Origin of the sequence: Microbacterium sp. (assembly GCF_003248605.1) — a bacterium.
GTDB lineage: Bacteria > Actinomycetota > Actinomycetes > Actinomycetales > Microbacteriaceae > Microbacterium.
The window spans coordinates 1-15715 of the sequence record NZ_QFPF01000090.1; the positions used below are offsets into that span (position 1 = coordinate 1).

The following is a 15715-nucleotide window of genomic DNA, read 5'->3' on the forward strand; positions in this document are numbered from 1 at the left end:
GGGTGAAGCCGTAGTTGAGCGCTCCGACCTTCTTATCGGGGTTCTTTCCGATGTCGTGCACGAACACCTCGGTGAACTGCTCACCGAGTTCGGTCACGATCTCGTGCGGGCCCGCATGACGGGAGGCGATCTTCACGGTCGCGTCGGAGGTGTTGTTGACGACGACGTGGATGACATCGGGCACCCGGGTCTGCGCGAGGAGGGCGAGGATGACGTCCTCGATCGACTCCTCCTCGTTGTAGGCGGGGATGATGCAGCCGATCGTCGAGCGCGCGGTGCTGGCGACGTCGAGCACCGCCTGGAAGTCGTCGGGGAACGCGTGCGACGGGTCGACGGGAGCGGGCTCCTCGAAGCGCTCCACGGCGCGGCTCGCGGTGCGGGTGGGTGTGGCAGTCGGGGACATGCGGAAGACCTCGTTCGTCTGGGGCACGGTGTGGTCGCTGGGCATGATCAGTGTGGTCCTTCCACGTCAACGCGACGGTCGGTATTCACCGAATCCGAGCGCAGGATTGCCTCAATTTCCCGAAGAACTGCAGTGGATGCCGGGGCCATGATTACTCCGTCGCCGCCGAGGGGGCGATCGCGATCGTCATCGTGTCGGACGCGCTCTGTTTGGCGTACTCGGTCGAAGTCGGCGTCGTCTGCACGAGGAAGTCGTACGTGAACTGCAGCGTGACGAGCGTCGCCTCCGCGGGCACGGCCCCGATGTTGAACGTCTGCGAGTAGCTGTACGGATCGAGCACGAGGTAGCCCGGGGCGACGGTCGACTGATCGACCTGTGCGGGCAGCGCGTCGAAGGTCTGCGAGACGGTGCCGGGGATCGCGATCATCGACGCCTTCTGGAGATAGACCTTCTGGCCGTCGTCGGGCACGATCGTCGTCATCATCGAGACGCTGACGGGCTTGAGCGCCCCCGCCGTCCATCGGTCCATCATCAGCGTCGACCAGTAATCGATCGTCGCGGTGACCGCGCCTGCGGTCAGCACGCGCTCCGTCGACCCCGCCGACAGATCGTTCGGGATCGGCGCCGCTACGGTGGCGGTCGGTGTCGGTGTCGTTGCTCCGGTGGGCTCAGTCCACGGAGGGGGCGAGTCGCATCCCGCCAGCGTCACAGCCAACACAATTGCCGACGACGCGAACGCCAGACGACGGCGTAGTCCCAAGTCCCTCTCCCACCCCGGTCCCCACGACCCCAGCCAGCGCCCTCATTCTGGCACAGTCCGCATCCCGCACAGCGCATGTGTCGCCGCGATGTGCCCGCGGGAGATCGGCGACGGGGTCTCGACTACGCGGATGCACGCACGCGGGCCGTACCCGCGGGCCATACGAAGAGCCATCCGATCGGAGCCCACCGCTGCCTGAGCAGGCAGAGTGCGCTCGCGCAGATCACCGCGACGACCACGCCCGCGGCCCACACCACCCAGGGCTCCGACCATCCCCAGGTATCGACGAGAAGGACATCGAGCGCCCAGATCAGGGTGTAGTGCGTCACGTAGTAGACGACGGAGTTGCGGCCGACGAACTCGAGCGCGGCGCTCCGCCGGCCCGATCCCACCCGCGGGAGCATGAGGGCGAGGGCGGCGATCAGTGCGAGCACGCCCCACGCGTATCCCGCCTCGTAGCGAGTGGGGTGTCCTGCCACCGTGATCCCCGCCACGACGACGCCCGCCGCGAGACCCGTGGCGATCGCCATCGCGCGCGTGCGGGGTGAGCCGCGCGTCACGATGCCCGACGATGACCACCACCAGCCGAAGGCGAAGAAGGTGAACAGGAAGAAGAACCGGGAGATGCGGTAGTCCTCGGGCGCGAAGGCCGACGCCGCAAGCGAGAGCACGGCCACCGGAAGCAACGGGATCCGAAGCCGGGCGATCACCCAGGCTGCGACGTAGTAGGCGAAGAGGAACCACAGGTACCACAGGTAGGTCGGCGGAAAAAGAAGGACGTTGGGCACGAGCACGATCGTGAGAGTGCCGGTCCCCGCGAGGAAGATCACCGACCAGAGCAGATACGGCCACGCGATCGCGCGCGCCTTGCCGGCGAAATAGACCCCGGGCGCCTTCGCGAGCGACCGCGTCACCAGCATCCCCGAGAGGAACATCAGCAGCGGCATTCGAAACGGCGAGACGATGTCGTCGAACGCGACGAGCGCCACGGGTACCTGGAGGCCGAACAGCCCCGTCCATGTCATCGAGTGGTGGACGATGACCAGGATGATCGCGACCCCCCGCGCCTGGTCCATCCACGCAAAGCGTGCCCCCATGCGTGCAACTCTAGACCAACCCTTCCGTTTGGGAAGGTTTGATTCTCATGACGGGATGCTGCCGTCTGCGTCGCGCCGGGCACGCGTCTGCGCCGCGCGCGCGGCGAGGAGATCGTCGGCCGGGTAGCCGACTTCGGTAAGTGTGAGCCCCCGCGCGGCCAGCACCGGGAACGCGCTCGAGCGGGTCGCCTCGTCGCGCAGCCGAGCGACGTCGGCGACGTCGAGCCGACCCTCGCCGACCGCGGCGCACGCGCCGACGAGCGCCCGCACCATGCCGTGGCAGAACGCGTCCGCGCGCACACGAGCCACGAGCGCGCCATCGGCGTCGCGCCGCCATGCGAACTCCTGCAGGGTGCGGATCGTCGTCGCGCCCTCGCGCGGTCGGCAGTAGGCGGCGAAGTCGTGCAGCCCGATGAGGGTCGAGGCCGCGGCATCCATCGCCTCGACGTCGAGCGCGCCGCGCACGGTGGTCGTGCGATGCCTCTCTAGAGGGTCGTACCCCGAGAGACGATCGGCGATGCGGTATTCGTAGCGGCGCCAGATCGCCGAGAATCGGGCATCGAACCCGGCGGGCGCGGGCTCCGCCGATGACACGGTCACGTCGGCGTAAGAGCCGAGGATTCCACGCATCCGGTGGGCGATCTGGCCCGGAGCGGCACCGGCACGGGGACGGGCCGCCTCCAGATCGGCGAGAACACCGTCGTCGATGTCGACGTGAGCGACCTGCCCGCGTGCGTGTACGCCCGCATCCGTGCGGCCGGCGACCACGAGCCTCGGTGCGGCGGCACTGCGCACCACCCGATGCAGCGCCTCCTCGAGCACCCCCTGCACGGTGCGGAGCGCGGTTTGACGTGCCCACCCGGCGAAGTGCGTCCCGTCGTAGGCGATGTCGAGGCGGATCCGCACCCTCCCAGCCTAGTTCCGGCCTCGCTCGCCCCCGGGCGCCGGTATCCTCTGGACATGCCCCGCGCCCTCGGATGCTCTCTGGCCTGCGCCGTGCCGCATGGCGCGCAGCACACCGCATGATCCGCATCCTGTTCGTCTGCACCGGCAATATCTGTCGCTCGCCGATCGCCACGCACGTGCTGCGTTCGCGGCTCTCGGACGAACCGGGGGTCGAGATCGACAGCGCGGGCACCCATCCCCCGATCGGCCACCCGATGACCCCCGAAGCGCTCATCCTCGCGCGCGAGTTCGGCGCCCGCGGCAGCGATGCCGCCCATCACCACGCACGGCTCGTCATCCCGCCGACGGTCGAGTCGAGCGACCTCGTGCTCGGCATGAGCCGCCGGCACCGGCGAGCGGCCGTCGAACTTGCGCCCCGGCGTCTTCGGGCGACGTTCACGCTGCGAGAGTTCGCGCGGGTCGTCGATTCGCTCTCCGACACGCTTCTGGACGCAGCCGCGACGGGTGAGACGCCACCCGAGAGATTTGCGAGTCTGGTGCGAGTCATCGCCCAGCAGCGCACAGCGGCACCCGCGCCCGGTGCGCCCGAGCACGACGACGTCGTGGACCCGTACGGCAAGGACGACGAAACCTACCGGCAGTGCGCGCTGCAGCTGATCCCGGCGCTCGATGCGGTCGAGCGAATCGTCCGCCGTGCACACGGCGGGGCCGCGCCCGTGACCGATGCCGGGGCGCCCCGGATGCGCCGACGCGATCGCTGATGCCGGCGGCGCGCCGAGCCGGGCTTGCTTCGACGACCGACTCTCCGGCAAGGTGAGGGTTGGTCATCGCGCCGCACGGGCACTTCCGGCGACGCGGTAGCGTGCCAAACTGGGGAATCGGCGCGCGGGGTTGGGAGGCCACGCGCGACCGCGGGGAACGATGGGGGATATCGTGCGTGCGCTCGAGAGTTCACGGATGCCGGAGCGAGATCGCTGATGGCAGCCAGACGCATCATCTACCTGGCGACGTTCCTCATGGTGCCCGCCCTGAGCGCGGTCACACCGCTGATCGCGATACCCGCCATCACCAGTACGGCGGGGGTGCGGGGCTGGGAAGCGTATGCGCTCGGACTCTCGATCGGATCCGCGGCGTGCGTCATCGTCGAACTCGGCTGGCCCCTGACCGGTCCGCAGCGCGTCGCCGCCGAAGCGCCCGGTCGACGCTGGGAGACCCTCGTGGCGTCGGTGCGCTCGCGTCTGCTCGTGCTCCTCGTGCTCGGCCCTCTCGCCGTCCTGGTGGCGGTGGCGCTCACGCGATTGACCGGTGCCTCGTACACGATCACGGCCGCTCTGATGGCCCTCGCGAGCGCGGCCACGGGCCTGTCGGGCAACTGGTACTTCACCGGGGTGGGTCGGCCGCTGCGGATCCTGTGGTCCGACGCGCTTCCCCGCGCCCTCGTGGTCACCGCGACGTCTCTCGCGGTCGTGGCCGGAGCTCCCCTTCAGGTGATTCCGGCGGGCTTCCTGATCGCCGTCCTGTTCAGCCCGGTTGCCAGCCTTCTTCTGGCGAGGCATGAGCGGGAGGGCAAGGTCAGACTGACGCTCCGCGACGACGTCAGGATCATGCGCGAGCAGTTCACTGCGATGAGCGGTCGCTCGGTGGCGGCCCTGTACGCCGCGTTGCCGATCACTCTCGTCGGCATCTTCGCACCCGCTGCGCTCGCGGCCTTCGCGGCCGCCGAGAGGCTGATGCGGATGGCGCTCACGGTGCTTCAGGCGGTACCCAACGCCCTGCAGAACTGGCTCGGCTCGGCTCCGACGCGCACCGAGACGCGCAGACGCGTGGGAACGGTGATCAAGCTCAACGTCGCTCTCGGGGTCGTCAGCGGAATCGGATTCGCCCTGCTCGCCCCGTGGGTCTCGACGATCCTGTTCACCGGCGCGGTCACGATCGATCCCCTGCTCGCGGCGGCGGCGGGCGGCGTGATGGCGCTGGTCTGCCTCACGCGTGCGCTCGGCCCTCTGGGGCTCGTGCGGTACGGGCGCGTGCACATGGTCACGGTCTCGGCGATCGTCGGGGGCGGTCGGCGCGACGATCGGTGAGATCGTCGCCGAGGCGACCGCCGCGACGGTGCAGTCCGCCGCGCTCGCTCGTGCGATGCGGCGATAGCCGCGGGCTTCCGGGGTCAGGTCTCGACGGTGGGGGCGCCCGCCGGGCCGGACTCCGCCGCGCGGCTCGTGCTCACCCGGGATCCCGCCGACGCGGCGACGGACCCGAGAATCCTCGCGTCCTCATCCCCGCGGCGCACGACGCGACCGATCACGAGGGCGACGCCCACGGAAAGCGCCAGCCACCCGAGCACGATGACGAGGATCAGCATCGCGACGTCCATGCGCACCGTCCTCGAGATCCAGCGGACCCGGATGGATCAGCGACGCAATATTATCCACCCAACCTGCAGGATTCCGACAAGGCGCCCACGGATTCGTCGACGGTCGGCTCCACGGCGGGCGTCGAATCGACATCCGGGACGTCGGCGGATGTGAGCGGGGAGGTGAAGACGACCGTCCGTGAGGCCTCTTCGCCGGGCGCCAGATCGACCACCCACGCCACGCGCGAGCGGCGGTCCTCTCCCACGATGACGGCATCGGGCTCGGGTCCCTCCGTGCTGCGCACGCTGCCGCCCGGCGGCCCGATGGCGATGATCTGCGTGGAGATGACCCCCTCGGGCACGTTCTGCCCACCCCCCGTGATGTACCACGGCAGACTCGGCACCACGCCCGGATCGACGGCATTCACGAGGCCGACACGCACCTGATCCAGCCGGGTGTCTTCGCACGCCGTCCAGACCACTGAGGCCTCGGGCTCCAGGTAGAAGTCCATCTTGGCGCTGGTGCGATCGTTCAGGTACACGCCCAGCGCCGCCGCTCCGGGCTCCCCGTCGCCGACCGTCGTGAGCCGATCGAGGGCGGACTGCACCGACGGGTCCGCGCTCCACACCAGAACGCGCCCTTCCCCGGCCGCGCGGGCGACTGCTCCCAGAACGTCGAGCGGATCGAGGCCGCCGCCGAGGACGGCATCGAAGACCCGCTCGGCGACATCCGCGAAGAAGGCGTCCTGATCGCGCGGATCAGGATGCCGCAGATACACCTCGTTCATCAGGAGGGCGGGCGCGTTCTCCGCATCCAGGATCTCGCCCGAGGCGAGGGACACGGGCCCGATCGCGTCGAGCAGATACGCCAGCGCGACGACATCCACGGCCAGCACGCCGTCCGGAGTGAACCCGTGGTGCAATCGCGTCAGGGCGCTGGCGAACAAGGCGGCTCTGCCGAAGTCCTCGGTGGCCGTCGTGTCCTGGATCAGGCGCGCCGGTCGGTTGCCGTAGAGCGCGAGCTCCGTCTCGGTGAGCGCGAGCACCGGCTGCGCAGGCGCGGGCGAGAAGTCGCGCGTGGAATAGATCTCACCGCGTTCCACGGCGCCCCCCTCGGCGCGGAAGACAGCGGCCGCACCGGGCAGGCCCCCCGACGAGCGCAGCTCGGCCGGTGTCAGGAACATCGCGAGGTACTGACGCTCGCCGGCACCCCCCAGGACCGATGACGCCGCACCCGCCAGGTCTGCGGCGGGTGCGAGCGCCCCCGCCGCTGCGGCGGCGAGTCGGGTGAGCCGCGCCGCGGCATCCGTCGTGGCGGGGAGCACCCCCGCCGGCTCGTCCGCCTCGAGAGCCTCGAGACGGACGAGCGATCCTTTCGCGGTCTCTGCGGCCATCGACACTCGGCCGGCGAGCCGGTCGACGGCGCCGAGGTCCACTCCCTCGGCCGTCGTGAGGCCCGCGCGCTCGACGTCGACGGCCTCGAGCAGAGGCAGTGCCGTGTCGCTCAGAAGGGTGTCGGACTCCTCCGCCACGACGCGCAGGGTACGCAGATTCGCCCCGACCCCCGGGATCGCCTCCGCGGCACGCCAGATCGGGTCGTCGGCTGCGCTCGCGGCGCGGCCGGCGTCTGCCGCCAGGGACGGCAGACGCGGCACCAGTGCGCCGAGCGCTGACCAGGAGATGTCGTCGTCACCCTCGGCGAGCCCGGTGTCGGTCGACGGACCCTCCGACGGGGTCTTCTCGTCGGTGACCGCGGAGACCTCCGCGTCGATCGTCTGCAGCGCCGACGCTGCGACGATCGCGCGCACGCCCACCCAGGCGACCGCCGCGACGAAGACGATCGCAACGCCGGCGCCCAGCATCCACAGCGCGCGCCTTCGCCTCGGCGCAGGAAGGCCTGATCGATCCGTCCCGCTCGCTGAATCCGCTCCGCGCATGGCTCCCCAGATGCTCGTCGACGCGCCCCCACGCCCGGCGCGCGACGCCCCCCAGAGCGTCACGGCCTGTGGGAAATCTGCCGTACCGGCGTTTCCCTCGTGTGAACTCACTGTAACGCTTCGGAAGAGTCTGGCGAGCGATGCGGCGGCGCGCCTACGATGGTCTGTGGCGGCCCTTCTTTGGGAGGAAGGACCGCCCCGAGAATCTGGGGGGATGCTTCGTGGTGTCTGGGGGAAATTGGAGCGGCTCCGTGCCGCCGATGCCGGGCGGTCAGCCCGCTGCCGAACGAGTCGAGCCGGTGATCGATCCGGCGCGAGCCGCCCGCCCCGCGCGGCGCGGCGTGAGCCGCAGAGAGGTGATCCGCTGGGGCCTGATCGGTGTCGGCGGTCTCGCTGTCGGCGGGCTGGGCGGCTTCGCGATCGGCCGTTCCACGGCGCCGTCCGCCGACGCACCCCACCCCATCGCCGACGCCCCCACCGCGGCACCGCTGGCGGCGGCCGCATTCCCCATCTCGCTGAGCGCCGACGCCCGCGGCTTCGTGGACGCGGAAGGCAGCCCGTTCTTCTATCTCGCCGACACCCCGTGGAACGCCATCAGCCGAATGACGCGGGAATCGTTCACGACCCTCGCCACCGCCCGCCGCGACAGCGGCTTCACGGGACTGCAGATGTCGGTCCTCGACTTCGATCCGCGCGCCGAGAACGCCTACGGTCACGCGCCCTTCGCCGAGCGCGGCGCCCTCGATGATCCCCTGCTGGCCGAGGACGACGGCGACGACTACTGGAGCCACGTCGCGTGGTGCATCGACACCTGCGCCGAACTCGGGCTCGTCGCCTGTCTCGTCCCCTCGTGGTACGGCGGATGGGGCGACTCGTGGCGCGGCTACGTGACGGCCGACAACGCCGGCGCGTACGGGGCCTTCCTCGCCGACCGCTTCGGCGACCGGGCCAACGTGTGGTGGCTGCTCGGCGGCGACAACGACCCGAGCGACGAGGGCGACGCGACATCGGGCGTGCCGGGCGGCCTGAACCGCGGCCCGGTCATCGAAGAGACCATCGCGATGGGACGCGCGCTGCGCGAGGGGGCCGCCGTCACCCAGCTGATGTCGTATCACACGGCGAGACGCATGACTGTCGAGGAGTACTTCGGCGGCGAGGACTGGTACGACATCTCCGCCGCCTACAGCGGAGAGGACTCGGCGCCTTACGTGGCCGCCGAGTACGCCCGCCCGACGGTGCGTCCCGTCGTGCTGTGGGAGTCGTACTACGAGGCGCGCGACACCGAACCGATGCTGGATCGCAGGGCCGTGCGGGCGCAGGCCTACCACGCGCTCATGGCGGGCGCCGCGGGCATCGTCTACGGGCACGAGCTCGTCTACGCCGTCGCGGACGGCTGGGTCGAGGCCCTCGCCTCCGAGTCATCCGGTGACATGGGTGTCCTCTCCGCGATCATCGCCGACGAAGCGTCCGAGCCCCTCGTGCCGGTCTCCGACGCCGCGGGCACGAGTGCCCTGCTTCCGGATGGCTACGGAACGCCCGGCACGACATCTTCGGTCGGTGCGGTGACACTCAGCGACGGACGCGGCGCGCTCGTCTACGTCAACGAACCGCGGTCACAGATCACCGTCGACACCACGGCCCTGCACCCGACGGCCTCGTTCGGCATCCGTTGGATCAACCCGGCGACGGGCGAGGAGTTCTTCGTCGCGGACGATCGCACAGGAGACGACGTCTCGGTCGGGTGGCCCTCGACATGGAGCGACGCCGTCCTGGTCATCCGCCGCTGACGTCGAGGGATGCGCAGGCCCACGGCGGCCTCATCCCTCGGTATCAGGCCGAGGCGAGCGCCGTACGGTCTCCACCGGCGAGCCGCGCGTAGACCGCGAGGGATGCTGTGCCCAGGTCGGCATCCGAGAGTCGGGCACGCTGCACTTCGAGGGCCGTCGCGCGCATGCGCTCGCGCGCCGACGCGTCGTCGACGAGCGCACCGACGGCGGAGATCAGAGCGGGCACGTCATCGCAGAGCACGCCGGTCTGCCCGTGCAGGACGACGTCCCGGTTTCCGACGATGTCGGTGGCGACGGTCGGCAGACCCATCGCCTGCGCCTCCATCAGCGAGATCGGCATCCCCTCCCAGCGAGTGGGAAAGAGGAAGATGTCGGAGCTGGCGAGCTGGGCGATGACGTCCGGGTGCGCCAGCCAGCCCGTCACCCGCACGGGGGCGTCGCCGATCCAGCGCTCGCGCTCCTCCGCGCTGCCATCCCCGATCCACACGAACTCGGCCCGATCGCCGAGCGCACGGGCCACGTCCGCAAAGCGATCGGGAGCTTTCTGCTCCATCAGCCGACCCGACGCCACGACGACCGGCCGGTCCGGATCACCGCCCGTCGATGCGGGCAGGTGGTCGACGGGAATGCCGTTGCGGAGCACCTCGCAGCGGTCGCCACCCAGGCGTGCCCGCGCGACCTCGGCCTCGGAGTCCGAGACCAGCACGATCCCATCGCACCGCGCCTTGAGCGCCCGCTCGACACCCAGCGCCACACGGTTGGACAGCGCCGAGGACTGACCACGCAAGAACGCCCATCCGTGCGGAGAATAGACGATGGTGCGCGCGCGGCGGCGCAGGGCGGGTGAGATCCTCCCCGCCATCCCCGCGAACGTCGAGTGCAGGTGCAGCACGTCGGCGCCCTCACGGGTGACGCCGACGAGAGCCCGGCGCAGATCGGGCACCGTCGCCATCCGCCCCCGATAGGAGACCTCGACGCGCCGCACCCCCGCCGAAAAGCGCGATTCGAGCTCGGCTCGGGCGGGCACCGTCTGCTTGCGGGGGTACACCACCACGACCTCGTGACCGAGCTCGGCCTGCTTGTTCGCCAGGGCCGCGACGGCCGCGAGCACCCCGCCGACCAGAGTCTCCGTGGCGTGGACGATCCTCATCGACGGCATCACAGCTCGCCTCGCCAGCGCCGGGTCGTCGTCGCGAACAGGGCGAGGAACAACGGCAGCTGCGGCGTGATGTGTCGCAGATACGAGCCGTAGTCCGGCTCGAACGCCGTCTGCACCATCAAGAACGCGAGCAGGAAGGCCAGGGGCAACATGCCTTCGCTGCGGCCGCCCACGACGAAGCGGGCGCGCAGGATCACGAGCGTCCAGCAGACTGCCATGAAGACCCCGGCCAGGAGCTGGACGACATCGCCCGAGAGGACCATCCAGACCGGGAACGCCATGGACAGCATCATCAGGATCGCGTTCAGCCACTGAACCGGCAGCGCCGTGCCCGGCAGGATGTCATCCAGCTGGGTGGACCTGTCGTAGTCGAGCGTGTTGTTGATGTCGGTGCGGTAGAAGGTCAGCGGTGCCCCGAGCACGAGGTTGAACACGAGCACCATCACGGCGAATCCCACGAGGATGATCGGGATCAGCATCCATGCGGACTTCAATCGCGGAAGCAAGAACCGGAACGCGAGATACAGCGCGACGACGAGGAACCAGTACTGCCGCACGTACTGCGCATACAGCAGCGCGATGGCGATCCACGCGACCTCGAACTTCCACGAGCGTCGCGCCAGCAGCATCAGCATCGCGAGCGGGATGACGAAGAACTCCTTGGAGTACTGCGAGAGGTAGACGCCGCCGAGGAGCAGGGAGCCCGCCATCAGGCCGATCGCGGCGAACGACATCCGCGGGATGCGCGTCCATCCCGTCGCCATGAGCACCGCGGCCGCGAAGACGAGGTAGGCGAGGATCGGGAACACCTCGGGGATCGACCCCAGACCCGTCACCTGGTACAGCCACCCGGTGGTGCCGTAGGAGCTGGGCCCGTCGGATTGCAGCTCGCCCGAGATGAAGCGCTTGATGATGTGCTCGTCGAGGAAGAGCCTCGCCGGGAGCATCGCGTGGCTGCGCCAGGCGATGAACGCGCCGGCCGCCAGAGCGACACAGACCATCCAGTACTTGACCGCGTCGAGCGGAGCGCCACTGCGGATGTCGCGATGCGAGCGCCGCGTGCGCTCGAGCAGAAGGGTCACGATGCGACCGCCGCACGCCGGTCATCGCCGGCGGCGCCGTCACCCGGTTGGGCCAGGCCCGCAGCCGCGTGCACGACTTCCGTCAGCTCGTCGGCGCGCGCCGCCCAGTCGTAGCGTGCCGCGCCGGCCAGGCCGCGTTCGGCGAGGGCCGCCCGCGCATCGGCGTCGGCGTGCAGACGCGCCACCGCGCCCGCGAGCGCCGGAGCATCGCCGGCGTCGATCAGCACCGACCCGCCGATGTCCTCGGCGAGCTCTGTCTGGCCAGGAACGCGGGTCACGACCGTCGGCGTGCCCGCGGCGGCCGACTCGATGATCTTGAACGGCGAGACCCCCGTCGCGCTCGCGGCGATGTCGTGGCGTGTCGCGAGCGAGATCTCGGCCCGCGCGGCGGCGGCGGCCACCTCGGGCTTGGTGCGACGGCCGAGATAGGTGAGCCGGGGATCGCCGCACGCGCGGACCGCGTCGGCCATCTGCCCGTCTCCGATGACGCGCAGACCGAGGTCCTCGGGCCACTGGGGGTCGGCGAGGGCGTCGAGGATCGTGTCGATACCCTGCCACCGCGCCATGTTTCCGAAGAACAGGGCATGTGCCGGACCCGCGGTCTCCCGCGCAGCCTTCGCACGCTCCTGCTCGAACAACGCCACGTCCGCGCCGTTCGGGATCACCGTCACATCCGTCCGGCCATCCGGCCGCAGCGTGCCCACCCATTCGGCGAGGCCCTCGCTGGGCGTGATCACCTGCGTGGCCTCGCGGATCGAGGACAGGGCGAGGTCGGTCAGCCAGCGCGCTCTGCGCGTCCAGGGGTTCGAGTCGTACATGTCGTCGAGGTTGCCCTGGACGAACAGCACGAACGGGCGTCCACGCTTGGTCCATCGCCCGCTGATGAGCGCGATGAACGGGCTCCACCGCGCGAGGAGGACGCCCCGTGCGGGCGCCAGACGAGCCCTCGCCACGACCGAGGCGATACGCCACATCTTGCGGGCAGGCCGCGGCATCCACGTCGGCCGATCCTCCCACTGCGTGATGACGCTCGGGCGGAACCGTGCGTCATTCAAGCGCTGCAGAGTTCCCCGCACGTGCGCTCCGGCGGCCGTCGAATCCGACGTGAGCTCCACCCAGACCAGCGTCAGCGGAATCTCACCCTCTTCGACTCCGCCCTGGATCGTCCCCAACGATCGCATGGCTCATCCCCCATCATGAGTTGCGTAGCGCCCATGCTAGCGGCGCGGACCCCCTCCGCCGCAACGGGCGGACTGTAAACCCTGGGTTACGGACAGGAACATTTCTGCCCCCGGGGTGGTGGGCACGGCGTGGATCGCGATATACATAGGTGCACCGGCGATCGAATCGCACGCAGCGCCGACGGGGAATTGGGGCCCCGTCCGCAGATCGTCCGGGCGCACATCACATCAACGTTTCTGGGGGAAACAACGTGGGGACTCGGGATTACGCGCGGATCTTCCGCCGTTCTTGGCTACTGATCGTCTTGGCGACCGTCTTGGGCGCGCTGGGTGCATGGGCCGTGACGGCCACCACCGCGCCGACCTATTCGGCCACCAGCGCCGCGTTCGTCGCGAGCGAGACCGGCGGCTCGCTGAACGAACTGACGCAGGGCAACGCGTTCACCGAGCGCCGCGTGAACACCTACGCCAACCTCCTGACCGAGCCGATCGTCACCGAGCCCGTCATCGACGCGTTCGATCTCGACATGAGCACGGGTGCCTTCGCGGGCAAGATCTCCGTCTCCATTCCCGTGCAGACGACGATGCTCGAGGTCACGGTCACCGATTCCTCGCCCAGCGTCGCCGCGAGCATCGCCAACGCCCTGATCACGAGCCTCGCCGAGGTCGTCGCAGAGATCGAGACCACGGCCGTCACCGGCGCGCAGGTCACCCTCGACGCGAATGGCAACCCCGTTCTGGATGCCGCGGGCAACCCGGTCACCTCCGAGCCGACGCCTCCCGTCAAGATCACGCAGGTGCGCTTCGCCGATGCGCCGACGACCCCGGTCAGCCCCAACCTGATGCTCAACCTGGCGATCGGTTTCGCCGCGGGTCTCGCGCTCGGTGTGCTCGCCGCGATCCTCCGCGACCTCATCGACACGCGCATCCGGTCCGTGGAAGATGTCGAGGCCGTCACGAGCGCGCCGATCGTCGGGGCGATCCCGCAGAGCCCGAAGAGCCGCGGGGGGGCGCTGATCGCAGAAGACGACCCCGGCAGCCCGACCGCCGAGTCCTTCCGCATCCTGCGCACCAACCTCCAGTTCCTCGACATCGACGGCCCCGCGACCTTCGTCATCACCTCGCCCAGCAGCGGCGAGGGCAAGTCCACCGTGTCGACCAACCTCGCCACCTCCATCGCCGCCAACGGCGTGCGCGTCCTCATCGTCGAGGCCGACCTGCGTCGCCCGGGTGTGCACCGCAACTTCGGACTCGAGGGGGGCGCGGGCCTCACCGACATCCTCATCGGGCGCGCCGAGCTCGCCGACGTCGTGCAGTCGTGGCGGTCACCGAACCTCAGCATCCTGGCCGCCGGCCGGATCCCGCCGAACCCGAGCGAACTTCTCGGCTCGCAGCAGATGCGCGAGCTGATGGTGCAGCTTCAGGAGCGGTACGACGTGGTCCTCTACGACACTCCGCCGGTGCTGCCGGTCCCGGACGCCGCGATCCTTTCACGCAATGTGGGCGGTGTGCTGCTCGTCACGGCGAACGACCGCACTCGTCGCGACGAGATCCGCAGTGCGATCTCCTCGCTTCAGCGTGTGAACGCGCGCATCGCCGGCATCGTCGTCAACCGCCTTTCGGGCCGGGGTTCCACGTCGTACCTGGCCGAGGCCTATCACTCCTACGAGGCGCCGGCAGAAGACGGCGATACGGGCAAGTTCGACGAGTTCCTGCGCGCGCCGGGGGGCGCGGCGACGGAGGCCGCCGATGAAGTGGGCGACCGCACCGCGCAGCCCACGCGAAAGCGCGGCTCGAGCCGCCGCGGATACCGGGGCAGCGACACGCAGCCCTGACCCGCTCGGCGGGTGCACTGATCCTACTGGGGAAATCGATCTGGGGAGATCATGGTCACCGAATCGCTGTCGCATTCGGCCGTACGCACGGCCGTGCCGATGGACTGGCACGCGACATATCAACGCACACTCTGGGTGTCCGACGCGATCATCGTCGCCGGCGTCGTGTTCCTGACGCAGTTCGTCTGGTTCACGCTCACGGGCGAGCCCGTGACACGACCGGTCGACAACGTCGAGCCGATCACGTACACGTGGCTGTCGGTGGCGCTCGTCGTCGCCTGGCTCGCCGCCCTGTCGATCTCGGGGTCGCGCAGCCCGCGCACGGTGGGTATCGGAACAGGCGAGTATCGCAAGGTCATCGCCTCGGCGCTGTACCTTTTTGCGGTCCTGGCGATCGTGTCGTATCTGACGACGACGGATGTCTCGCGTGGCTACCTCCTGCTGAGTTTCCCGGTGGGGATGGCGCTCCTGCTGATCAGCCGCGCGCTCTGGCGTCGTCGTCTGTGGGCCGCGCGCCGCTCGGGAGAGGCGATGTCCCGAGTCCTCGTCATCGGCGATGACGAGGAGAGCGCACGCATCGTGCGCGAGCTCGACAGCATGCCCGAGGCGGGCTACCGCGTCGTCGGTGTGAGCGGACCCGGCAGCCGGTCCGACTTCATGTCGGCGGGCATCGAGGTGCCCTTCCTCGGCCCCGTCGAGGACGTCGACCGAATGCTTCGGATGACCGGCGCCGACACCGTCATCGTCGCCAGCGACGCGGCCCTTCCCGTCGAGCGGGTGCGCGAGATCAGCTGGCAGCTCGAGTCGGGACGCCAGCATCTGATCATGGTGCCGAGCCTGACCGACATCGGCGGCCCGCGCATCCACACCCGGCCCGTCGCCGGCCTGCCGCTCGTGCATGTCGAGACACCGCGCTACACCGGCCGTCAGCGGGTTCTCAAGCGAACCTTCGACATCCTCGGTTCCGGTGCGCTGCTGCTGATCCTGGCGCCCCTCTTCGCCGTGCTGGCCCTTCTGGTGAAGACCTCCAGCGCCGGGCCTGTCTTCTACACGCAGGAGCGCATCGGAAAAGAGGGGCAGCCCTTCCAGATGATCAAGTTCCGCTCCATGATCACCGGCGCCGACGACATGCTCCAGCAGCTCCTCGCAGCCCAGGGCACCGCGGATCAGCCGCTGCACAAGATCGACAACGACCCGCGCATCACCAAGATCGGT

Annotated in this window: 14 protein-coding genes; 5 read left to right on the forward strand and 9 right to left on the reverse strand. The window is 69.8% G+C overall.

The genetic code is table 11. The features are described 5' to 3' along the window. From DI573_RS11425 to truA, 4 genes are all read right to left on the reverse strand, one after another. On the reverse strand, positions 1-448 hold a 448-nt coding region (locus tag DI573_RS11425; RefSeq protein ID WP_292814226.1), incomplete at its 3' end, for a glycosyltransferase. Positions 449-554: 106 nt separating this feature from the next. After that, complete coding sequence (locus DI573_RS11430) at positions 555-986, reverse strand: hypothetical protein (RefSeq protein ID WP_292814229.1); 432 nt, start codon at positions 984-986, stop codon at positions 555-557. Between the two features lie 299 nt (positions 987-1285). After that, positions 1286-2260, reverse strand: coding sequence for an acyltransferase (locus DI573_RS11435; protein WP_292814232.1), 975 nt, complete (start codon positions 2258-2260; stop codon positions 1286-1288). 45 nt (positions 2261-2305) lie between these two features. Next, entirely contained in the window at positions 2306-3166 is an 861-nt protein-coding gene (truA, locus tag DI573_RS11440) for a tRNA pseudouridine(38-40) synthase TruA (protein WP_292814235.1), read from the reverse strand. A gap of 116 nt (positions 3167-3282) precedes the next feature. Here truA and DI573_RS11445 point away from each other — a divergent pair, with 116 nt between their 5' ends. After that, positions 3283-3927: a low molecular weight phosphatase family protein gene (locus DI573_RS11445; RefSeq protein ID WP_292814238.1), complete on the forward strand. Its 645-nt coding sequence runs from the start codon at positions 3283-3285 to the stop codon at positions 3925-3927. Between the two features lie 216 nt (positions 3928-4143). Then, complete coding sequence (locus DI573_RS11450; RefSeq protein ID WP_292814240.1) at positions 4144-5250, forward strand: hypothetical protein; 1107 nt, start codon at positions 4144-4146, stop codon at positions 5248-5250. A gap of 83 nt (positions 5251-5333) precedes the next feature. On the opposite strand, the gene DI573_RS11455 is transcribed toward DI573_RS11450, so the two are convergent. Continuing rightward, entirely contained in the window at positions 5334-5540 is a 207-nt protein-coding gene (locus tag DI573_RS11455) for a hypothetical protein (protein WP_292814243.1), read from the reverse strand. A gap of 50 nt (positions 5541-5590) precedes the next feature. After that, positions 5591-7381, reverse strand: coding sequence for a DUF4012 domain-containing protein (locus DI573_RS11460; RefSeq protein ID WP_292814246.1), 1791 nt, complete (start codon positions 7379-7381; stop codon positions 5591-5593). Positions 7382-7797: 416 nt separating this feature from the next. On the opposite strand from DI573_RS11460, the gene DI573_RS11465 reads away from it, so the two are divergent. Then, positions 7798-9243 (forward strand): DUF4038 domain-containing protein, encoded by a 1446-nt coding sequence (locus tag DI573_RS11465; RefSeq protein WP_292814249.1) that lies wholly within the window; start codon positions 7798-7800, stop codon positions 9241-9243. Between the two features lie 43 nt (positions 9244-9286). Here the strand turns inward: DI573_RS11465 and DI573_RS11470 are convergent, their stop codons facing one another. From DI573_RS11470 to DI573_RS11480, 3 genes are read right to left on the reverse strand one after another with little or no spacing between them, the layout of a single operon-like run. Then, positions 9287-10393 carry a glycosyltransferase gene (locus DI573_RS11470; RefSeq protein WP_292814251.1) on the reverse strand — a complete coding sequence of 369 codons (1107 nt, stop codon included), beginning with the start codon at positions 10391-10393 and terminating at the stop codon, positions 9287-9289. Positions 10394-10401: 8 nt separating this feature from the next. Beyond that, on the reverse strand, positions 10402-11484 hold the full coding sequence (locus tag DI573_RS11475; protein ID WP_292814253.1) for a hypothetical protein: 1083 nt from the start codon (positions 11482-11484) through the stop codon (positions 10402-10404). Beyond that, positions 11481-12665 carry a glycosyltransferase family 4 protein gene (locus DI573_RS11480; protein ID WP_292814255.1) on the reverse strand — a complete coding sequence of 395 codons (1185 nt, stop codon included), beginning with the start codon at positions 12663-12665 and terminating at the stop codon, positions 11481-11483. Before DI573_RS11480 ends, DI573_RS11475 begins: the two co-directional genes overlap by 4 nt. Positions 12666-12916: 251 nt before the next feature. Between DI573_RS11480 and DI573_RS11485 the strand changes: the two genes are divergently transcribed. Together DI573_RS11485 and DI573_RS11490 are read left to right on the forward strand one after the other, a co-directional pair. After that, positions 12917-14500: a polysaccharide biosynthesis tyrosine autokinase gene (locus tag DI573_RS11485; protein WP_292814257.1), complete on the forward strand. Its 1584-nt coding sequence runs from the start codon at positions 12917-12919 to the stop codon at positions 14498-14500. A gap of 51 nt (positions 14501-14551) precedes the next feature. Then, positions 14552-15715, forward strand: a 1164-nt coding sequence (locus DI573_RS11490) for a sugar transferase (protein ID WP_292814259.1), incomplete at its 3' end; no start/stop codon positions are given.